This is a genomic window from Novipirellula rosea (assembly GCF_039541335.1).
Lineage (GTDB): Bacteria > Planctomycetota > Planctomycetia > Pirellulales > Pirellulaceae > Novipirellula > Novipirellula rosea.
Genome location: NZ_BAABGA010000120.1, coordinates 154,927 through 176,454, shown reverse-complemented (window position 1 = coordinate 176,454; position 21,528 = coordinate 154,927). Strand labels below are relative to the sequence as shown.

Here is a 21,528-nt window from a genome sequence, read left to right as displayed (position 1 = left end):
CTAAGTGGCAGGTGCCCTGTCGCCCCAAAACGCAAATCGCTGTCGCACTGTTTTCGTGATTTCGAAGAGTGAAGTGGGAAAAGGGGGGAGACTCGTTTTTTAACCTGCTCTACTGCGGGCGCGAAGTGTTATTCACGTTGGGTTTACCAATACTTCTCGAAACGAATCGATCCAGGTCCGTGATAATCGTGAGCGTCTTGAAAACCGGCATGTTTTAACAAGGGGATCATCCCAGGATCCACTGGCGGCTCGGCCCCCGGCGGTACGTAGCCAATCATCGCAGGATTGCCACACAGAAAAACATGCGTCCGTTTCGGATCCAGCGGATCGCCCGCAAGTTCGGCCAGGCGTCCCGACACAAACAGTTCTTGAATGTATTGTTTGCCGACGTAACGAGGATGATGCGGATCGAGGTTTTCAGGATCGCGTGTGGTCACAGGCAAGTAACAATAGTTGCCGAAGGTATCCATCAGTTGAGCGTGTTGTTTCGCGTAAGCCAAATCCTTGCGATGGCGAACGCAGGTCACGTTGACGATCCGGCCGCGATGGTTGTTCACCAACAACTCGGTCGCCATCGCGTTATGCGGTGCCTCGCCCGTTCCGGTGCCGAGCATCAAAATGGTCTCGTCCGGACGAATCTCGGGGCCAAGCGTGTAATGGCCGACGATCTTTTTTCCGATCATCAATCGGTCGCCGACCTGTTGCTGGAACAATCGCGGCGTCAACGCGGGAGGCCCCTTGTCGACCGAATCGGCTTTGCGCACCAGCGTGACGTAGAACTCGAGATAATCGACCGAGTTGACCGACGTCAGATTCCCCAGGTGGTCCAGCATCGGACACGAGATCGAATAGGCTCGCTGAACCACTTTGGATTGTTTGCTAAAGGGCAGCACTTCTCGCTGAGTCCCGGCGATCCGTGGCTCCCAGTTGCCCAGTCCCAAGGTGACATATTGTCCCGGTTCAAAAGGGCCGAACGGGGAATCAGGACGGATACGAAATCGGCTCAAGTCTGAGTGAGAGTCGATTCGCTCAATGATCGTCGCGTTGTAATGCTTTTCCTGCAAACTGCGGATCTGCTCGGCTGTCAGGGGCCCCGAGTCAATCGTCTCACTCAATGCGAACTCTCCACCGTGAATATTGAAGGGAATCACCCTAAATGGGGATTAGCGACTCAATTCGTGACATTAAGCCGTCCTTGGATCAATATAATAGTTATTTATGGGCCGAGTCTTGATAACTTGGCTTCAAATCGCAGCGCAAACTGAATATTTTTCAATGACGTTGTTTTTGTTGACCGTTTCTTTGACGTTTTATTAGACGAGCGTTCCATGCAATTCCCCCAATTGCTGCTTGCTGCCACCCGTTCCGCTGCGGACCGAGTGTCCCGCTTACGCATCCCCGCCCGTGGTGCGTCCTTGGTCCTACCACTGTCGGCGATCTTGTCGGCGCTGCCATTCTCACCAAGTTCGCTTCGAGCCGAAACGTGGACCGCATTGCGAGGCAACCACAGCGTGGACGCCGAACTACTGGGGATCTGGGAAGGCAATGCGATCTTGAAAATGACCGATGGCCGACGCGTCTCGGTTCCTTTGATCAACCTGATTAGCGACAGCCGGATTCACGCCAACAAAGTAAACGAGACCATCCAAACGCATCGCGCTGAATTGGTCAGCGAGCTCAAGGCGCAAGCGGCCGAGGCGGCTGCCCCCGCGCCGACCCCGCTTCCGCAACCTGCGGCCGCGCCGGACTATCGACCGTTGGATAATGGTGCGTCTGCGATCGAAACGCTACAGCATCTGCGAGATCAAGCCGCGTCAGGGCATTTATTGTTGGCCTACTTCGACTCGTTGCCACCTAAATATCGCGCCGACCTTGATGGGGTCGTCAAAGCAGGTGCGAAAAACATGGACGCGGCGAGTCTTGATTCCACCATCGGCCCCCTTTACAAAGCAGCCGATCTTGTTGTCACGCATCAGAACTGGATCTTCAGCCATCCACGAATGAAAATGCTGGACTCCAACACCCGAGAAACCTTGAGCACGCTGATCCTGAGTGCAGCCGGGGCGATCCGAACGACGCTCGATCCGGCAGCCCTCACGCCTGAAAAGCTCGATTCGATGCAGTTGCGAGATTGGTTGGTCGAGCGTGACCGCGCCGTCGCACCGCATCTATACGCACTCAACAGCATCTTGCCACCTCCGACTGCGACGTTTGAAGAGTACGATGCGAGCAAACAGAATTCGTACGGCGAATACGGGCAAGAACCTGGTTATGGATCAGACCCAGACTATGGCCCTGGATCCGAATCCAGCATTGAAATGGCCGAGATGTCGAGCGAAGAGGGGCCCCCCGGCGAATCACCCGCGAAGCCGGAACCCGCCGAACAAGTCAAGCCGGAATCCAATGATGCCAAAATCAAAATCACGCAAAACGGCCGTTCAGTGATCGTCGACATGGTCCGAGTGGACGGGTACTGGGTTCCAAAGTCGCTGTCCGAAAACTGGACAGAATCAGTGGCATCGAAAAAAGAACAGGTAGCCACCTCGGGATTGATGTCGTTGGTAGATTCGCCCGCGATCACTGCGGTGGGATCGATGCTGCAGCCCACCATCGACACACTCGCCGCGGCAAGCAATGCCGAAGAGTTTCACAAAGCGATGGAAACCGTTTTCCAGCAAGCTCAAACCTTTGCGTCGGTGTTAGGGGGACTTGCCGGAAATTCTTCGGGAATCTCCAATCCATGGCAGCCCGCTAAATCATCCAGTTCCCCGCGATCCGGCGGTAGCGACGGTTATCCGGACGACCAGTATCGCGAAGAAATGGAAATGCAGTACAACTCGGACGCACCGTAATAAGGGTCGCCCCAGCAATTGGCCCTCGCCGCTGCAAACGAAACTCTCTCGATCGGAATTCTGCCAGGCGTGTCTGAAGAAACTGAATCAACCGTTGCGATTATCGGTGGCGGTTTGTCAGGACTCGCCACGGCCGTCCATCTGCATCTGAAAAATCCCGATCGAAAACTTGTGCTCCTCGAGTCGTCCAACCGCGTAGGCGGGGTGATTCATACCGAGCGAATCGATGATTTTGTGCTCGATCATGGCGCGGACATGTTCGCGTTAAACCCTCCGGCGGCCATCGATTTGTGCCGGAAATTGGGGGCGGAAGAACGCTTGATCCTGCCCAATCAAACCGGCCGTGGCGCGATGATTGTCCATCGCGGCAAGTTAAAACCGCTGCCGGATGGCTTCGTGTTGATGCGGGCGACCAAGATGCTGCCGATGCTGACGACGGGACTGCTGTCGCTGCGTGGCAAGTTGCGAATGGCCGCTGAAGCAAGCGTCCCCAAACGAACCAAGCTGGATGACGAAAGCGTGGCTAGTTTTGTCCGTCGTCGGCTCGGAAACGAAGTGCTACAGCGAATCGTGGGCCCTTTGGTCGCCGGCATCTACACGGCCGATGTCGAAACGCTCAGCATGAACGCGACAATGAAGGCATTCGTCGACATGGAGAGTCAGTACGGTTCGTTGACACGGGCAACCCTTGCACGTCGCAAATCAGGACAAGATTCGGTCGAACGCAGCAGCGCCGGAGCTCGTTATGAACAATTCCGGGCCTTCCCAGGCGGAATGATCGAACTGCCCCAACTGCTCAGCGAATCGCTGCCGGTCGGAACCGTTCATTTGCAATGTGGGGTTCAGTCGATCCAGCGGCTTGATGACCGCTGGTTGGTCCGGGATACCCAAGGAGGCTCGGGGCTGTACCGCAACGTGGTCCTGGCAACCCCGTCGCGGATCAGTTCACAGTTGTTACTAAACATCGCTCCCGCCGCTGCGGCGGAGCTTTCGTCAATCAAGTCCTCGTCGACAGCGATTGTCGTGATGGCGGTTCGCCGCGAGGATATTGCCGAAAAACGTCGCATGTTCGGCTTTGTCGTGCCTCCGATCGAGAAGCGAAGAATCTTGGCAGCCAGCTTCGCCAGCGAGAAATTTGCCGGACGTGCTCCGCAAGACCACGTCATCGTGCGAGTCTTTATCGGGGGGACACTGCAACCCGAACTGCTCGAACATGACGACGAAACCCTGGTGGATATCGCCCGCGGTGAGTTGGCCGATCTGATTGGGCTCGGTGGTATTCCCGTCGTCACTCGCGTCGTTCGCTGGAACAACGCGATGCCTCAGTACACGCTTGGCCATGTCGAACGAGTGCAGCGAATCCGCGAATCGATCGCGACCGCCCCCGGAATTCACCTGATCAGCAACGCGCTCGACGGGGTCGGTATCGCTCCGGTGATCGCCGCCGCCCAAAAACTCGCCAACCAAATCGGCTAATCCAACGTCCCCGAGCCGGACGCTCTTAATAATGGGGTGGTTTTTCATCCAACGGATCCTGAGCCGGTTCCTTAGTCGCCTTCAGATCGTCCATTTTCTCCTTCATCGCCTTCAGCACCGCTTGCAAGCGGTCTTGCCGCATCGCCTGTTCAGTGACGACTTCATTCAATTGGTCGTAAGCGTGCTGCATATGCGTGATCTTGATCTCAAGTTCAATCACACGTTGTTCCAAGTTAGTTTCGTTCGCCATACCCTATAAATCTTTCGTGTTAAACGTATCGCCTTGACGGAGATCGCCTGTTTGCAGCCCAAGACGAAACCATCGCAGTCGCTGTTCACTCGATCCATGCGTGAACGATTCGACGTCGACGTATCCTCGGCTTCGCTTCTGTAACCGGTCATCCCCAATCGCTGCCGCAGCACGCAAGCCCTCTTCGATATCCCCTTCCTCAATCACCTGCTTTTGCTTTTGTAAGTGATGCAGCATGCAGCCGGCGAGAAAGTCGGCCTGCAATTCGAGTTGCACCGAAGCTTGATTCGCCTCGGTTTCACTGCGAGTCCGCCGGACCTGCTGGACTTGATCGGTGTAACCCAGCAGGTTTTGTACATGGTGACCGACCTCATGAGCAATCACATAGGCCTGGGCAAAATCGCCAGGAGCCCCTAATTGGTCCGACAACTGAGCAAAGAAAGAGGTGTCCAGATAAACCTTGCGGTCGGCCGGACAGTAGAAGGGCCCCGATTCCGCGGTCGCACCGCCACACGCCGAACGCACTTGGCCACTAAACAAGACGAGAGTCGGCGGGACATACTCGCGTCCCAGCTGAGTGCGGAACAAGTGCGTCCACACATCCTCGCTATCGGCAAGAATGGTTTTGGCAAAGTCACCCGCCTCCCTTTCCGCTGGCGTTAGTTCACGATTCCCATTGGCTTGCCCAATTCGCGCCCCAGGCACCTGCTGCGGTTGCTGCAATACTTGCCGCGGGTCTCCTCCCAACAGTGCGACGATCAGCGCCAGGATCAAAACTCCCGCACCGCCGCCAGCCACCACCGGTCCGCTCATCCCCCGACGATCTTCGACGTTGTCACTCTGCCGACGTCCACGCCATCGCATACCTTCACTCCTATGAATTAGAAAGCCGATTGAATCCCAAAGTCGATTGCCAACATCGACAACAAAAGAACCAACATTTTCAAGCCGACACGTTCGATTAGACTGTTTCAGCTGCCCAAGCCCGCAGCGGCGAATTCGCCAGGTTTCAACGGGATTTGTATCACCGTAAAAATTCTTCGATGCCGGACGCGTGTCATAGAAGCATTTTTCGAGCCAATCTAGCTTGGCCAAGTCGGCTTGGCCAATTCGGCAATCAACGGAATGTGACGTGGCGTCACCAGCAATCGGATAAACGCGAATTTTCGCCCAAGAACCCGCCTCTTTGCTTTTCCAATACTTGCATCCCTTATTTATATCGCCTGCTATTTTTGGCAACTCATGAATCACCCAGCCCCCAACGACCCAGCCCCCAACGACCCAGCCCCCAACGATCCAGCCGTCCACGCGCCGAGCCCCGAGCCCGCTGGCGTTTCCGCCGAAGGCCCCTCGTCACCAGACCGCGTGTGGACAGCTCGCATTGTACTGACGGGAATTGCATGGGGCGCCGCAATTGACATTTTCATGGTGATGTGGACGTGGATTCAGAATGACAAAGGGTCGGCGGATCGTTGTGCGACCGCATTGGTGATGCCGCTCGGAATCCTTTGGACGTTCACGTTGGTCGCCAGTCTGCTCTGTTTTCGTCGAGGTGCCCCGCGTTTTGGAATCGTCTTTGCCATCCTATTCGCGTTGATTTCGATTACAGGCAACGGAGACGTCGCTGATGCCAGCATGAATGGGCTCGAACCACCACGCACCCCACTGGACACCTTGTCCGAACCGCTTCGCTGCGTCGTGGTGCTTGGCGGCGGGATCACCATTGCCTATGACGAGGTTCCCGAGCTTGGGATTGCCGGTCAACGCATCATGTATACGGCCCAGCTTTGGCACGCCGGCCATACCCAGGCTGTGATTTGCACCGGTGGTTCCTCGCTAGGAAGAATTCAGCCCGCCGAAGCAGGTCGCATGATGCTTGAATCGATCGGCGTCCCGAGCGACAAGATCTATGAATCCCCCGGCGACAATACATCTCAAGAGATGAAGAACTTAGAAGCCTTCTTTGCTTCGCCTCCCGCAGGTTTTCCACGCGACGGAAAAGTGGGCTTGGTCACCAGTGCATCGCATATGAAACGTGCCATGCGATTGGCCGCCGAGCGTGATCTAAAATTCGTTCCACTGCCCTGTGGTTATGAGACCGGCGCCGATTACGAATTCTCGCCCAAAGAACTGATCCCCAGCCCCGGCGCCATGGACAGTTTCGGGCGTGCCCTCAAAGAGCGACTCGCCCGCTTGGTTAACCGCTAACAAAACGCCCCCACGGCATCATCTTCTTTCGTAGCGGCGTAGGGTCTTGCGCTCCATGTCATCTACTTTCGCACGAACCGGGTGGCTTTTCTAGCGGAGCGGTTCCTCGCCGCCCTCGCCCTCGCCGCCCTCGCCGCCCTCGCCCTCGCCGCCCTCGCCCTCGCCCTCTCGCCCTCGCCGCTCTGCCCCTTGCCGCTCTGCCGCCACCTGAGCGTTTACAGTCGCGGTGTGCGATATGTCTCGATCAGCGTCGTGACGGCCTAATCGATCGTTCCACCAAGATTCAATGGATTGACATATCGCAATGTCACGATATATTGAACAGACATATTGGGGCGTCGTGGAATCGGCGTTTGCTCGATCCGCGAATCCCGGCAACGAAAGCGCTGCGGCGAGCCATGATTGGCCAAGCGTCATGACTTGCTGATCGATGGCAACCGAATTGCAAATGGCTCAACGTTTGCTTGCGATGTTTTCTCGCGAAGCAGAATTCCTCATTCAAGATTGCAGGATGGAATAAAGATGTCTGACTTCAAAACGGTCACGGTTGATGAGCTTGCGATGCTGGATGCGCGAGGCGAGATCGATTTAGTCGATGTTCGCACGCCGCTGGAATTTCGTGAAGTGCGTGCGTTGATCGCGCGTAACGTGCCGCTTGATTCGCTCGATCCTGCGGATTTGATGAGCCAACGTGATCCTGCGAAAACGCTTTATGTCATCTGCAAATCAGGAGCTCGGGGTGCAAAGGCATGCCAGAAACTGATCGACGCCGGCTACACCAACGTTGTCAATGTAGACGGAGGCACGATGGCTTGGGATGCCGCGGGTTATCCGGTGGTTCGCGGTAAAAAAGGCGTCTCACTGGAACGGCAAGTCCGCATCGTCGCAGGCACGATCGTATTGATCAGCGGCATCTTGGCGATCACCGTGTCGCCCTACTTTGCCGTCATCGCAGCCATCATGGGTGCCGGCTTGGCGGGGGCAGGGATCCTGGATAGCTGTTTGATGGGCATGATGCTTGCCAAAATGCCCTGGAATCAAGTGAAGAACGATCAATCGTGTTGTGGTTCATAAACGTTGTGGTTTCAAAACATTGGGTCGCTAGGCGAGATGACACATGAAGACTGCATGGATCCCCAAACTCATTTCCAATTCCACTCGCGTGCTCGCGATGGTTGCCGGACTGGTGTTGTTGGTGCTGACGATCGCTTGGTTATCGGGCATGTTCGAAACGAAGATCGCTCCGGACTGGAACGCACGCGGGGATCAGCAGTATGCCGGCGAGCCCACCGATGTTGTTCACGAGATTCGCAAGCAAACGATCGAAGAAGCGGTCGGAACACTGAAGGCATCAAGCCGAACGGTGGTCTCGTCCAAATTGCTGGCGACCATCGATGAAATCAGGGTGACAGCGGGCGAGCAAGTCGTCGAAGGCCAGGAATTGATTCAGCTGGAAAGCAAAGAGTTTCAGTCGCGATTGGATCAAGCCAAACAAAGTCTTGAAGCGGCGATCGCACGCCGTGCTCAAGCGGAGAAACAATTCGAGCGTGTCGAGTCGCTCAAAAAACAAAATGCCGCTTCGCCATCGGATCAAGACTTGGCACTGCGGGATCTGCAGGTGGCCGAGGCCGAAGAGAGTCGAGCGCGACAAGCGGTCTCGGAATCGGCCGTCCAGCTGTCGTACACCAAGATCATCGCTTCGAAAAGCGGACGCATTGTCGACCGACTTGCCGAACCCGGCGACGTCGCCAAACCAGGCGAACCGTTGCTTGTGCTCTATGACGAAACCTCGCTCCGGCTCGAAACCCCGGTTCAGGAAAGTCTCGCAGTAAAGATGCATCTGGGCGACGAGATGAAAGTCTATGTCGACGCCTTGGACCAAGAATTCCCAGTCACGATTGACGAGATTGTGCCGCAAGCCGATGCCCCCAGCCGATCCTTTTTGGTCAAGGCGAATTTGCCAAAGTCCAACGAACTTTATGAAGGAATGTTTGGGCGATTACGAATTCCAACGGGCCAGCGGCGACATTTATGTCTCGCCGATGATGCGATTGTGCAGATGGGCCAACTGGACTTCGTCGACGTCGTGCTTCCCGATGGTGTCGTCGAACGCCGCTTGATCAAAAGCGGTCAGATGGGAATGCCCGGACGTCACGAAGTGCTGAGCGGATTGAAAGCCGGTGAACGCGTGATTCTACACCGAGAGTCTGCACTTCCCACCCCGGCCGAAACGAACATCGAGTGAAATCTGCTTCTAGGAATCGTGACGAATGAACGATGACGCGAAAACGCCTTTCTTAACTCGAATCGTCGAAGTCTTTCTTCGCGGCGATGTCGCGATCATGTTGATCGTCATCTCGCTGCTGCTCGGTGCGGCCTCGCTTTGGCTAACGCCCCGCGAAGAAGAGCCTCAAATCGTCGTTCCGATGGCGGACGTCTTTGTTTCAGCACCGGGATTGTCGGCCGAAGAAGTGGAACGGCAAGTCACCGACCGAATCGAAAAACTGCTCTACCAAATTGATGGAGTCGAATATGTCTATTCGATGAGCAAGACGGGACAAGCGATCGTGACGGTGCGTTTCTACGTGGGCGAAGATCGCGAAGATTCTCTCGTCAAACTTTATAACAAGATCAATTCGTCGACCGATCTGATCCCACCAACGGTCCAGTCTTGGGTGATCAAACCAATCGAAGTCGACGATGTCCCGATCGTAATCGCCACGCTGTGGTCCGAGCGCAGCGATCGTTACGGAGATCATGAACTGAGACGGATCGCCGAAGAAATCCAGCACGAACTGCAGGCGATTCCCAACACCAATCGGGTCGAAGTCGTGGGCGGACGACCGCGTCGGGTTTATGTCCGGATTGACGCTCAGCGACTCGCCGCGCATCGCACTTCACCACTTCAAGTCGCCAATGCGTTACAAGCCGGCAACGTCACCATCCGCAACGGCAGTTTCGAACAACAGGACAAACTCTTTGCGGTTGAAACAGGCACCTTCTTTCGATCGCTCGACGAGCTTGAAAACCTTGTTGTCAATGTAGCCAGCGATCGACCGGTCTATCTGAAGAATGTCGCCACGGTCATTGACGGGCCTGCCGAAGCAGAAAGCTATAGCTGGATCGGCTTTGGTCCTGCCGACCAGGAACGTGGTAATGTCGAAGCGGTTTATCCCGCCGTCAACATCTCGGTAGCCAAACGCAAAGGGACCAACGCGGTGCGTGTGGCGGAGGCGGTTCACGAGAAAATTGAATCGTTGTCGCGATCCCATTTGCCTCGCGGGGTGCATGCCCGCATCACACGCGACTATGGCGAAACCGCGAACGAAAAGGTCAACGAACTTATCGAAGGCTTGTTGGTCGCCGTCTTGACCGTGGTCGGTTTGATCGGATTGGTGATGGGATGGCGGCCTGCGATTGTGATCGCGCTGGCGATTCCGGTCTGCTATAGTTTGACATTGTTTGTCAATTTGATGGTGGGCTATTCAATCAATCGCGTCACGATGTTCGCACTGATCTTGGCGTTGGGATTGCTTGTGGACGACCCGATCACCGATGTCGAAAACATCGCCCGTTACTTTGCGATGAAGATTTTGCCGCCTCGCCAATCGGTGCTGCGTGCGGTGCAAGAGGTGCGGCCAGCGTTGATCCTGTCGACGCTTGCGATCATCGCCAGTTTTTTGCCATTGGCGTTTATCACCGGCATGATGGGACCGTACATGGGACCGATGGCACTGAACGTTCCGCTGACAGTCACGATCTCGACGCTGGTTGCATTTGTAATCACGCCGTGGTTGGCACTGGTATCGCTAAAACATTTCGAAGAGGGGGATGTCCGCAGTGATGGATTTGATCTTTCCCAGCGTCCGCTGTACCGAACCAGCCGGGCCGTTTTGACTCCGATCCTGAGCAAAACCATCTATGCCGTGGGAGTGCTTGTCGCGATTGCCGCATTGTTTGTCGCAGCGTTACTGCTGCCGGTGTTTCGTTTTGTCCCCGTCAAGATGTTGCCGTATGACAACAAAAACGAATTTCAAATCGTGATCGACATGCCCGAGGGAACGACGCTTGAACGCACCGACGTTGTCGCTCGGCGGATTGGCCGCTACCTAGGCGGACTTGCCGAAGTGCGTGACTACGAGGTTTTTGTCGGAGTGGCATCGCCGATGGATTTTAATGGCATGGTGCGTCACTACTTCTTGCGTCAAGGAGCGAACGTGGCGGACATTCGCGTCAATTTGATTGGCAAAGACTTTCGCGTCCAACAGTCACACGAAATCTTGCTGCGGATTCGCGACGAAGTGACCGAACTAGGAACGTCGCTGGGGGCGAATCTGAAATTGGTCGAGGTACCGCCGGGGCCGCCGGTATTGGCATCGATTACAGCCGAGGTCTATGGACCACCCGAAGGCAGCTACGATGACCAAATCGCAGTCGCTCGGACGGTCAAAGCCCGATTGGCGGCGGAACCCGGCGTGGTGGATCTGGATGTCAGCGCCGAAGACGACTCGCTGCGTTACGTGTTTGAAACCGACAAAGCCAAGGCGGCGCTATCAGGAATTTCCACCAAGGCGATTGCCGATACCGTCGCGGCAGTATTGAGCGGTTACAAGGCCACCGTGATGCATGTACCGAGTGAAGTCGAACCGCTGTGGATCGAGCTGAAACTGCCCCGCAAGAATCGATCCGCCATTGACGATCTCGAAGAGATCTACGTTCAAGGTAGCGCCGGGCAAAGCGTTCAGCTTGGATCGCTCGGACAATTCAAAATGGTCGATGAAGAGAAGACGATCTATCACAAAAATCTTAAACGCGTCGTCTTTGTCTACGCCGAGGTCGCGGGCCGTCCTCCGGCTGACGCGATCCTGGATGTCCAGTGGGACAGTACGGTCGTCAACCAATCGGTCGAAAACATCGTCCGTACAAATCAAAATCAACTCGCTGCTGCGACGCCTAAACCGCTGGCCGAACGCTCGTGGATTTCGCTCGGTGGCAACGTGCCGTGGTCGATTCCCGCTGGCTATACCGTCAATTGGGCGGGCGAAGGCGAGTGGAAAATCACCCTCGATGTGTTCCGTGATCTGGGGTTAGCGTTTGGCGCCGCGCTGCTGGGGATCTTCATAATCCTGATGTTCCAAACCGGATCGCGGATGCTGCCGGTATTAATCATGACGGCGATCCCGCTGACCATGATCGGCATCATGCCTGGGTTTTGGATTTTGAACTGGATCACGGATGTCGGAGTCGGCGGACATCCCAATCCTGTCTTTTTCACCGCGACGGCGATGATCGGGATGATTGCGTTAGCGGGAATCGTGGTGCGAAACTCCGTTGTCTTGATCGATTTCATTCACCTGGCACAGGCCGAAGGGCATGATCTTCGCGAATCGATCATTCGCAGCGTCGCCGTTCGCACCCGTCCGATCCTGCTGACCGCAGGCACCACGCTGCTTGCCAACGGAGTGATCACGCTCGATCCCGTCTTCTCGGGACTCGCCTGGGCCATCATTTTTGGGATGCTGACGTCGACGCTGTTCACGTTGGTGGTGATTCCCGCGTCGTATTGGCTGCTGTATCGCAATCAACCTTCGACGATCACCGACCACTGACATTCACGCGTCCAGTGTGCAGGAACCGAGGAAATCATCGCGTCGCTGATCTCGAATTCTCTTCCGCGTCGCTGTCACTCCCCCGGTTTGTGGCAATGACGTTCAGACGGGTCTAGAATAGTCGGTTGATGCCATGATCACCTCCTCTGAGTTAAAACTCTGGAAAACCTCCAATGAATGTCTCCTTGCCGAACCCGTTTGTGGCCTTGGGCTTGTTGGCGACAACCCTCTTCGCTTCTCCGCTGTCATCGAGAGCTGAGGATGCCCCATCCTCGTTCGAGTCGGCGGAGGATGCGTACTTGGTAGGAGCCGCATTTTTAAACGCGAATAAAAAATCCGAAGCGCGTGGACCGCTCGAAGCCGCACTCTCGCTGGCAAAAAACGACGAACTCCGCGTCAAATATCATCAGGCCTTGTTGCGAGTGTATCGCGACATCCCTGAATTTGAGCCGTTTCGTGATTCCGCCGAATTCATCATTCGGCACTCAAAGAAAGCTTACGAACGCTCGTTGACGCGTTCCAGTTTTGTGTCCTTCGCCTACAACCGCGGCCAGCTGGATGCGCTCGTTACCCGCTACGAAAAAAAGCTCGACGCAGAACCGAAGGATGAACCGACGGTCTACATCCTTTCGGAACTCTACTCGCGATTGCGGCGAGATCCCAAACGAACGATTGAATTAATGGAGCTGTTACAGGAAATCAGTCCGCAGGCGGAAACGCCCGAGCCAGGTTCACAGCAAGCGATTGCCGCCGCCACCCGCATGGAAATTCAGAAAGGAAATTTGGCGCGAGAGTATCTCCGTGGCAAAGAATACGCAAAGGCGGCACAGACGTATCAAGAATGTGCGGAGCTAGACACCGCAACGAAGAGTTGGAATCTGAAAGAAGCTGCCAACGCATGGCTCAAGGCGGGCAACCGAGACGAGGCGTTAGAGATGGTGAAGCGGGCGGAAAAGTTGCCCGCCGAATCACGCAACGATTCGCTTGCCCATTTCTTCCATCGTCATATGGGCGACCTCTACATCGAATTCCAGATGCCCGACAAGGCCATCCCACATTATGAAATCGCTGTCCAAAAAACGACGATCGAAGGCTACAAGTCCCGCACGCAGAAATCGCTCGATGACGCACGGGCCGCCGTAGCCGAGTAAGTTTGCGGCAGCGGTACGCACATGAATCGATTTCGGCCGCACCTAGCGATTAATGCCCGTTCCCTTGAGACAAAGAAAACCAAAGGCCACTGAACAGGCGGAGACGATCCCCCACTGGGTTTTGTTCATGTGGCTGAAGTAATAGCTGAGTTCGTAGGAGGCATCCCGGAACCAATCACCAAAAGAGAATGCAAGCAGTAGTTCGGTCATCATTTGGACTAGCCCTGTGGCGGACGTCAGAAGCAGTGGTATCAGCGATTTGAGAAAACAGGATTCTCAAGAAATAAAATCGCTGCCCAACCCTAGGTTTTCTTCGCGGTCGCCAGCAAAAAAAGTGGCCAACCCAGCTTGCATTGTCCGATGAATTCCAGCATGATTGGTTTAATCGTCACAGCCGGTCCGCAAGCGAGATTGGCAAGCCAAAGTTCTTGGCAAAGGTGACTTGCAGAGGTTCGGTGGATCGATATAATCCCCGTCCAAGTGATCAGCAAAGACGCTTCACAGCGATCACAAAAATGCTTCCCAATACGGGTTGCAAAGAATGAACTTGCTGATCATATTGTTTGCTTCATCGCAAACGCGACACCGGTGCTTCGGCACTGATGTCAAACCGGTGCTTCGGCACCACACGCCATACAAAGGCGCGGTAGCTCAATTGGTTAGAGCCCCGGACTGTCGATCCGGAGGTTGCGGGTTCGAGTCCCGTCCGCGTCGCTTCTGAAAAGCCCGACTCTTAAAGAGTTCGGGCTTTTTTTATGCGCTCACCGCACTCAGACTGCTGTCACGGGCGATTGACAGCACAGCCCCCCCAACCGCAGCTTCCCGAACCGCAATCGGCAGAAACGCTTGGGGAAGGAACCGCTCGACTGCTCTATTCCCTACTAACCTGAGACCGCTTTACCGAGATCGCTTTGCGGAGCTCGCGACTCACCCGAAGCGGACGGTGCGTTCTCTCAAAAGTCGAACTGCACGCGACCGGCAAACGTATTGATGTCGCTGTCGCCAAGCACCAGATCGTTTAGCTGACCGTTGATGTACTCAAACTGGCACTTGCCATTGGCCCACCAGTACCAATTCAACGCGACCGTATAGGAGGTCAATTCGCGACCTTTGCCTGTCACGCCAGGCTGCCCGAACAGCGGATTCAAGTCCAGCGTACTGACACGGCCCGCGATTTCCCAAGCTCCCCAATCGCCCCGACAAACATCAAGCGGATGATCGGGCTTGACGCGGCCGAAAACTCCAGCGGCTCGATTATAAGGAATCACCTCCCCCGTCAACATATACCGCGCCATGACGTAACCCCCTTCCACCGTAACGTTCTCGCCAGTCGGCAAATCGAGGTTGGACCAGCGGTATTCCGACTGAACCAAGCCACGCCCAAACGACAATGCACCTTCGACATTAAACACGTTCACAGTGTCCACGGGAAAGACCCCCGTGTTGACGAACGGCGGCACACCCTCCAACGGCTGCACGCTTAACCCGGTGGGACCGAGGTTGGGTTGCTGGCCAACGAAGACTTCATCTTGGCTGGCGTATTGCAATTGATCGCGACCGGGGTTCAGGAAACTGTGGTCAAAACCGACATGCGCAATCCCGCAGTCGCCACGATCAACCAACAACCCGGTGATTCGTTCGGCTGTTCCGTAACCGCCGTTGTCACCGTACACATTGCCAAAGTTATCTGACAATGTTCGAAACCCCGAGACGGCCCAGGTCATTTGCTCATTCGCTGCGGTATCGAACAGCATGATCCCGGTTTGGCGAAACGGCGACAATGCAAAGCTCGTCGGCCGCTCGAGAAACGGCAGCTCTCGAACGGACGTCAGCTCGCTCATTCCGAACGGTTGCCGAAACCGACCCATCCGCACGTTCCCCAGCGGCGTGTCTTTGATTTGGGTCCAGACGTCGACGAAGCGAGCCTGTGCCTGCGCGAAGTCGAACTCCATGATATAGGAGGCCCGCTCGGTCAAGTTTCCTGTCGCGGCGATTCGGGCACGACGGAACCCCGTGCCGTCTTCGATATCCCCCAGCGTCGCAATGTTTTCGTCCGACTGGTCAAAGTACGCGGTATCAAGATGAACAAACCCCGTGACTTTGAAATCGGGGTACGTCTTCTTCTCGGTCTGCGGGACCGGCGGTGGGGCAATTTCATACTCGACCACGCCGCCGCTGGCGACCAAATCGTCCAATTGCTGCTGCAGCCGATTAAACTGCTCAACGGTTACAAATTCTTGCGGCACCGGATCGGAGGGAATCATGCCGCTGTCCACCAGTGGCTGTGACGAGACCACCGGGCGATTTAACGCATCCTGAGCCACCCCATTTGGGCTGGACCACAGACACGCAAAAACCCCAAGCCCCAGTAACTGCCAACGTCGCATGGTCGCCCCGCCTGTATCTGATTTGTCCCCATGGTCGATCCGAAAACGAGATCCGACCTCCCATCGGTCATCTTCGTCCACACCGAAGGTGACGCTTCATCGGGTAATCCGACCCAGGCAACCGCTTCCTAATCGTCTCAAACTAACGCGTGCAACGATAGCAACGGTTTAGCTGACGCGGCGGTTGGTGCAGGCTCGGGGCGGTCGGCAGACCGTTGCGTTGGAACAAAACACTCAAATCGATCGACCTGACTCAGGGCGCCGCTTGGTACTCAACGCGACGCACGCCTGACGGCGATGGGCTGCCCTGTTTCGCGGGATTAGATTGAAGCGATGCAATCCTAGACCCCTGAGCAGGATCCGCAATCGCATACTGGGCGGGGACCTCGCCGGTCACTGTCTTTGGAAGCGTAAACATCGCACCGGTAGCACCATCGACGATAGCCCCCGCGCCACCGCCAATCAGAATATTTCCAGCAGTCCATGGATCGATGCCCGCCTGCAACTCGCGATGCTGCGAGAACTCACCGGCTCCTGCGAATGTGACATTGTATTTCGCACGTCGAAACGGGGCAGACTTCGCAGACAGAGTGACTTGCTCTGGCGTAACCCCCTGATGCACAAGTTGATTCTTATGATCATGAATCGCGAAGTACGTCTTGCCGCCACTGTTCTCAAACGCCACGGGGTACTCGCGGTTGCTCGCAATCGTGGCACACCCTTGAAAGAAAGGCACGGACAACACGATCACCAACAGCAACGATGGTGTATGGATTAGATTCAAGACAACGTCCTTATAACAACCGAACCAACAAGCATATGTCTGCTCAGGTTCAATCGACGATCTGCGCCCTGCAATCCGCTAAAACCGCTCCAACCAAGCTAATTTGTGCCGAATTTAACGAATCTAACACTAAACGGCAGATTGACGCGCCCCTAAAAATCAACCTTTAACGTCTGTAGTCAGAAAGATCAGGCTTATCGTTATCAAAACGAAACTGCGACATGTCCCCATTTCGATGAAACAACCGCTTGCAACAAGCGATCAACAGAGTTTTTTACGTAACAAATTCAGCTGCGAATTCATCGGGATCGAACTCGCAACGTCTTGTCGCGTTGCATTGAGGTGCAGGTTTCCGCCCACGTCTTCGGCATCGCTTCGTGCCGCAACAATTCGATTTCGGCTAGCAGGCGTCGCGACTCGGCGCGAATGAGGTCTTCGGCGGAACATTGGTGTGATGCCCTCTGTTTCGCGATGACGGACTCCTCCGAGCGAATCGCTTCGAGCTCCGCTCGCAACCGTTCAGATTCGGGATCGATCGGTTGCTGATTGTTGGTGGCGACCGTAGACGCCTCGAGCGATTCACGGCAATAGCGACAAGTCCGATTCAAAACGCCGACGCTCGCCTGGATCCCCAGCCTCACCGCGATAACGAAACCTGCTGCCAGAAGAATCGCCATGGCAATCGACGGGAAACTCACTCCGAACCCGCGAAACAACATCGCGGCCAGTAGCAATCCTAACGCCACTCGGAGGATGCGAACTCGAACATCGGTGAGATGAGCTAATTTTAAGTTCATTTAATTCTCAAGAGGGCGTTTGGAATGACGCCGGGATTGCACGAGGTGGGGTTACTGATATCATCGAAACCGTCTGTAACCCCCTTCTTCTGCGACCCAGCGTGCATTGATCTGGCCACCCCGGAGATCTGGCCACCCCGGATCTGCCCAACACGCGTCCGGGTCGAAAAGTCCGTTCCCCGCTTTTTGTCGGACAATCTAATGAACCACCAATATGTCGAGCGTCTTGTTAATCTACTCGATCCCGAGGCAAATCAAATTCTAAACATGACCACGGCCGAGGCAATCGAGGCCGTTGCCAGCGGGAACCCCGACCGGGTGCGTCAAATCGAGGGGCAATTTGCGTTGCTTCATAAAGACGGCCAGATGATTCGGATGGCTCGAACACTAGCGCGGCCGATGCGTTTCTTTCTTGCCAAACGCACCGAAGGGCCGTGCTTGATTGTAGCGGAGCGGATTGATGAGATCCAAACTTTCTTGGAAAGCGAAGGATTGGCGGATCAATTCCACCCCTCGTACACCCGCATGGTCCCCGCACACCATGTGCTCGAGTTGCGATTGATCGGATGCCCTGACCCTAGCCCCGCTCACCACCGTTTCCTGACCCCCGAGCGAAATCGATTGCCAGCCGATTTGGACGCAATCGGCAAGGCCTACATCGGCCAATTGGCCAAGTCGTGTGATCAGTGGCTCGATCACATCGGCCCCGAGGAACCGATTGGCGTGATGTTCTCAGGTGGCATCGATAGCGGTTCGGTGTTTTTGGTGCTGTACGATTTGCTGCTTCGCCGCGGACAATCGCCGAGCCGGTTGAAAGCATTCACGCTATCGGTCGATGGCGAAGGAGACGATGCAAAGCAGGCAGTCGAGTTTTTGAAACAACTTGATTTACAATTGTTCTTAGAAACGATCGACGTGCCGGTCTCGGCCATCAATTACCGAAGTGCGATCGCAACGATCGAAGACTACAAGCCGCTTGATGTCCAAGCGGCCACCGTGGGACTGGCGCTCTGTGAAGGTATCCGAGCTCGCTATCCCGATTGGCGATACCTTGTCGATGGCGATGGCGGCGACGAAAACCTGAAAGACTATCCGATCGAAGAGAATCCCGAACTGACGATCGTCAGCGTGTTGAACAACTTGATGCTTTACCAAGAAGGTTGGGGCGTCGATGCGGTCAAACACTCGCAAACCTACTCGGGTGGCCAAAGCCGTGGTCATGTTCGATCCTGGGCTCCGGCGAGAAAACTTGGCTTTCGCGGATTCAGCCCCTACGCGTTGCCCAGTGTGATCGATGTCGCCGAAGGGATTCCGTTTATCGAGCTAACCGATTGGGATCACGAAAAACTGTATTCACTCAAAGGTGAGATCGTAAGCCGTGGCATCAAGGCGGTGACGGGATTGGAAATGCCAGTCTTTCCGAAGCGGCGATTCCAGCACGGCGTCTCGTCAAAAGATCGGTACGCCGATTTGTTTCCCGGATCGGAAGCGGAGTATCGTCGCGAATTCACGCAGCTTCATGCGTGAACCCATTCCCCGGTTTACCGCCGATCAGATTATTGCGGCGAGAACCGTTCGCAACGAGGTGGACGCTCGCCGCGCCTATGCGGCGTTGGTCGAACCGGAATGCAATGTCAATCGCCAAGTTGTTGACGTGGCAACGATCTTTTTGACGAATCGCGAGTGCCCATTTCGCTGTCTAATGTGCGACCTCTGGAAAAACACGCTCACCAAAAGCGTTGAGGTCGGCGACATTCCCTACCAAATCCGCACGGCGTTACAGACGCTTTCTGCGGCACGCGAAATCAAACTTTACAACAGTGGCAATTTCTTTGACCGGAGAGCGATTCCTCGCGAGGACCATGCTGAGATCGCAGAACTTGTTCGCGGGTTCGATACGGTCATTGTCGAAAATCACCCACGGTTCTGTAGCGACGACGTACTGCGTTTCCGTGATCTCGTGGCACCGGCACAATTAGAGATTGCCATTGGATTGGAGACGTGTCACCCCGAGGTCTTAGCGAGCTTGAACAAGTCGATGACGCTCGACGACTTTGACGATGCAGCGACTCGGCTCCATCGCGAGGGGATTCGCACACGTGTATTTTTGCTGCAAAAACCGCCGTTTCTAGACGAATCTGAGGCGATGGATTGGTCGCTTCGCTCGCTCGACTACGCCTTTGACCGAGGTGTCGATTGCTGTGTCGTGATCCCCACTCGCTCGGGCAACGGGATAATGGAACAACTCGCCGAGCGTGGTGATTTTTCGCCACCAAGCGGTGCGTCGATGGAGCGTGTCGCCGAGGTGGGCATCGCCATGCAAAAAGGGCGAGTGTTTGTGGATCTATGGGATGCCGGGACACTTTTTCCCTGCGAAGCGTGCCGTGACTCGCGTATCGCCCGGCTTGCCGATATGAATTTGACCCAGCGGTCAGCGCCATCCATTTCTTGCGATGCATGTTCGGAGTAACGCGGTGCCACCGACTCGAAATCCAAACCACTATGACGTCGTCGTGCTCGGCGCTGGGTTCGCGGGCAGTTTGCTGGCGATGATCCTTGCTAAACAAGGCATGCGCGTCGCGATCGTCGATCGTAGCGAACACCCTCGCTTTGCCATCGGCGAATCGTCGACGCCCGCCGCTGATTTTCTGCTCGAGCACCTAGTGCAGCGGTATCAGCTCGACGAACTGCGTCCGCTCACCCGCTTTGGCTCGTGGCGTGATTCGATGCCGGAACTAGTTTGTGGTTGCAAACGAGGCTTCAGCTATTTCTGGCACGGAGGCGACGATGGCTTCGTGGCTGGTGACGATCATCGTGACGAACTATTGGTGTCCGCGAGCGAGTCACGTGAAGTGGCGGATACCCAGTGGTATCGAGCCGACGTGGATGCGTACTTCTTTGACGTCGCTCGGAAGTGCGGCGTATCGGCTTGGGTGAATACCTCGGTCAAATCGATCGATCATCTGGCGGACCAAGATTGGCGGTTATGCCTGACAAAGGATCGCGGCAGCGAAACGCTAACCACGTCCTTTATTGTCGACGCGACGGGTGGCAATCGTCTGCTGCTACGCGAATTGGGCGTGCCAAACGAAACAGAATCATTGCTAACTCATTCGTCGGCGACGTTTTCGCACTTCGACGATGTGCGATCACTCAGCGATTGGCTTGATTCCCGTGGTGCAAAGCGGAACGACTATCCGTTTGTCGCCGAGGATTCTGCGGTGCACCATTTGTTTGCCGATGGATGGATGTGGAACCTGGGTTTTGAAAACGGCCGAACCAGTGTCGGGTTCGTGTTTGACGAGTCGCAGAACACGCACTCGCACACGCGTGCCAAGCAACGCGATTTAAACGCAGTGATTGCTGAGCGACCGGTACTTCGTGAATTGCTGGGCGATGCCCGACTGGCCTCGTTCCCCGGACGCGTGTTTCAAACGGATCGGTTGCAACGATTGGCATCGGTCGCGGCGGGAAGCGATTGGGCGGCGTTACCGTTTACGGCCGGATTTATTGATCCGCTGCACAGCACCGGAATCGCCCATTCGATCAGTGGCGTCCAGCGGCTTTCACAAATCTTGCTGGCTGAGTCGGGGGCGACACGCCCCGAGTCACTGCATGCCTATAGCGACGCCGTGCGAAGCGAGTTACGGTTGATCGACAAACTGGTTTGGGGGTGCTACGTCGGACTGCGTGATTTCCGCTTGTTCACCGCCTGGAGCATGATCTACTTTGCCGTGGCAACCACTTTTGAGCATGCGTTTCACGATAACCAGGGGGACGCGAGCGACGGAAACATAATGGGATTTTTGGCGGCGGACCAGCGGCTGGTTACGAACTGCGTCAACGAGCTGACTGGCGAACTTCGCTCACTCGTCGAGCGGGATGCCTTCGAAAGCGATGGCGATGTGGACGCATTTGTTGCTCAAATCCGGCGAACGATCTCGCCGCTGAACCGTGTGGGACTGTTTACGCCGCCGATTGCCAATATGTACCACCGGACCGCGGCGAAGTAGT

General features: G+C 55.6%; 18 protein-coding genes and 1 tRNA gene. 11 read left to right on the top strand and 8 right to left on the bottom strand.

Going from position 1 to position 21,528, the window contains the following annotated elements:
- Positions 1-143: 143 nt before the first annotated feature.
- Positions 144-1,115, bottom strand: a complete 972-nt coding sequence (locus ABD971_RS32995) for a ferredoxin--NADP reductase (protein ID WP_339936113.1) — start codon at positions 1,113-1,115, stop codon at positions 144-146.
- 213 nt (positions 1,116-1,328) lie between these two features.
- Here ABD971_RS32995 and ABD971_RS32990 point away from each other — a divergent pair, with 213 nt between their 5' ends.
- Together ABD971_RS32990 and hemG are read left to right on the top strand one after the other, a co-directional pair.
- Positions 1,329-2,852 (top strand): hypothetical protein, encoded by a 1,524-nt coding sequence (locus tag ABD971_RS32990; protein WP_345327926.1) that lies wholly within the window; start codon positions 1,329-1,331, stop codon positions 2,850-2,852.
- A 69-nt stretch (positions 2,853-2,921) separates the two neighbouring features.
- Positions 2,922-4,328 carry a protoporphyrinogen oxidase gene (gene hemG, locus ABD971_RS32985; protein WP_345327925.1) on the top strand — a complete coding sequence of 469 codons (1,407 nt, stop codon included), beginning with the start codon at positions 2,922-2,924 and terminating at the stop codon, positions 4,326-4,328.
- Positions 4,329-4,353: 25 nt separating this feature from the next.
- Here the strand turns inward: hemG and ABD971_RS32980 are convergent, their stop codons facing one another.
- On the bottom strand, positions 4,354-4,578 hold the full coding sequence (locus tag ABD971_RS32980; protein ID WP_339936108.1) for a SlyX family protein: 225 nt from the start codon (positions 4,576-4,578) through the stop codon (positions 4,354-4,356).
- A gap of 3 nt (positions 4,579-4,581) precedes the next feature.
- The gene (gene ypfJ, locus ABD971_RS32975) at positions 4,582-5,442 is read right to left on the bottom strand and encodes a KPN_02809 family neutral zinc metallopeptidase (RefSeq protein ID WP_345327924.1); all 861 of its coding nucleotides are present in this window, start codon (positions 5,440-5,442) and stop codon (positions 4,582-4,584) included.
- 378 nt (positions 5,443-5,820) lie between these two features.
- Between ypfJ and ABD971_RS32970 the strand changes: the two genes are divergently transcribed.
- Positions 5,821-6,786, top strand: a complete 966-nt coding sequence (locus ABD971_RS32970; RefSeq protein WP_345327923.1) for a YdcF family protein — start codon at positions 5,821-5,823, stop codon at positions 6,784-6,786.
- Between the two features lie 90 nt (positions 6,787-6,876).
- Here the strand turns inward: ABD971_RS32970 and ABD971_RS32965 are convergent, their stop codons facing one another.
- A complete protein-coding gene (locus ABD971_RS32965) occupies positions 6,877-7,203 on the bottom strand; it encodes a hypothetical protein (protein ID WP_345327922.1) in 327 nt (108 codons plus the stop codon).
- Positions 7,204-7,308: 105 nt separating this feature from the next.
- On the opposite strand from ABD971_RS32965, the gene ABD971_RS32960 reads away from it, so the two are divergent.
- The 4 genes from ABD971_RS32960 (at position 7,309) to ABD971_RS32945 (ending at position 13,546) form a co-directional block, all read left to right on the top strand.
- A complete protein-coding gene (locus ABD971_RS32960; RefSeq protein WP_345327921.1) occupies positions 7,309-7,860 on the top strand; it encodes a rhodanese-like domain-containing protein in 552 nt (183 codons plus the stop codon).
- Positions 7,861-7,903: 43 nt separating this feature from the next.
- Complete coding sequence (locus ABD971_RS32955) at positions 7,904-9,031, top strand: efflux RND transporter periplasmic adaptor subunit (protein WP_339936100.1); 1,128 nt, start codon at positions 7,904-7,906, stop codon at positions 9,029-9,031.
- A 25-nt stretch (positions 9,032-9,056) separates the two neighbouring features.
- Complete coding sequence (locus tag ABD971_RS32950) at positions 9,057-12,395, top strand: efflux RND transporter permease subunit (protein WP_345327920.1); 3,339 nt, start codon at positions 9,057-9,059, stop codon at positions 12,393-12,395.
- 173 nt (positions 12,396-12,568) lie between these two features.
- Positions 12,569-13,546: a tetratricopeptide repeat protein gene (locus tag ABD971_RS32945; protein ID WP_345327919.1), complete on the top strand. Its 978-nt coding sequence runs from the start codon at positions 12,569-12,571 to the stop codon at positions 13,544-13,546.
- A 42-nt stretch (positions 13,547-13,588) separates the two neighbouring features.
- Here ABD971_RS32945 and ABD971_RS32940 read toward each other — a convergent pair whose 3' ends face one another.
- On the bottom strand, positions 13,589-13,759 hold the full coding sequence (locus tag ABD971_RS32940) for a hypothetical protein (RefSeq protein ID WP_339936095.1): 171 nt from the start codon (positions 13,757-13,759) through the stop codon (positions 13,589-13,591).
- Positions 13,760-14,186: 427 nt separating this feature from the next.
- Between ABD971_RS32940 and ABD971_RS32935 the strand changes: the two genes are divergently transcribed.
- Positions 14,187-14,260: transfer RNA gene (locus ABD971_RS32935), tRNA-Asp, on the top strand.
- A gap of 239 nt (positions 14,261-14,499) precedes the next feature.
- On the opposite strand, the gene ABD971_RS32930 is transcribed toward ABD971_RS32935, so the two are convergent.
- From ABD971_RS32930 to ABD971_RS32920, 3 genes are all read right to left on the bottom strand, one after another.
- Positions 14,500-15,933, bottom strand: coding sequence for an OprO/OprP family phosphate-selective porin (locus ABD971_RS32930; RefSeq protein WP_345327917.1), 1,434 nt, complete (start codon positions 15,931-15,933; stop codon positions 14,500-14,502).
- A 253-nt stretch (positions 15,934-16,186) separates the two neighbouring features.
- Positions 16,187-16,717 carry a hypothetical protein gene (locus tag ABD971_RS32925; RefSeq protein WP_345327916.1) on the bottom strand — a complete coding sequence of 177 codons (531 nt, stop codon included), beginning with the start codon at positions 16,715-16,717 and terminating at the stop codon, positions 16,187-16,189.
- A gap of 299 nt (positions 16,718-17,016) precedes the next feature.
- Complete coding sequence (locus tag ABD971_RS32920) at positions 17,017-17,514, bottom strand: hypothetical protein (protein ID WP_345327915.1); 498 nt, start codon at positions 17,512-17,514, stop codon at positions 17,017-17,019.
- A 201-nt stretch (positions 17,515-17,715) separates the two neighbouring features.
- Here ABD971_RS32920 and ABD971_RS32915 point away from each other — a divergent pair, with 201 nt between their 5' ends.
- From ABD971_RS32915 to ABD971_RS32905, 3 genes are read left to right on the top strand one after another with little or no spacing between them, the layout of a single operon-like run.
- Positions 17,716-19,041: an asparagine synthase-related protein gene (locus tag ABD971_RS32915; protein ID WP_345327914.1), complete on the top strand. Its 1,326-nt coding sequence runs from the start codon at positions 17,716-17,718 to the stop codon at positions 19,039-19,041.
- Positions 19,034-19,984: an archaeosine biosynthesis radical SAM protein RaSEA gene (locus ABD971_RS32910; protein WP_345327913.1), complete on the top strand. Its 951-nt coding sequence runs from the start codon at positions 19,034-19,036 to the stop codon at positions 19,982-19,984. The genes ABD971_RS32915 and ABD971_RS32910 overlap by 8 nt, the downstream gene beginning before the upstream one ends.
- 4 nt (positions 19,985-19,988) lie before the next feature.
- On the top strand, positions 19,989-21,527 hold the full coding sequence (locus ABD971_RS32905) for an NAD(P)/FAD-dependent oxidoreductase (protein ID WP_345327912.1): 1,539 nt from the start codon (positions 19,989-19,991) through the stop codon (positions 21,525-21,527).
- The last annotated feature ends 1 nt before the right edge of the window (position 21,528 follow it).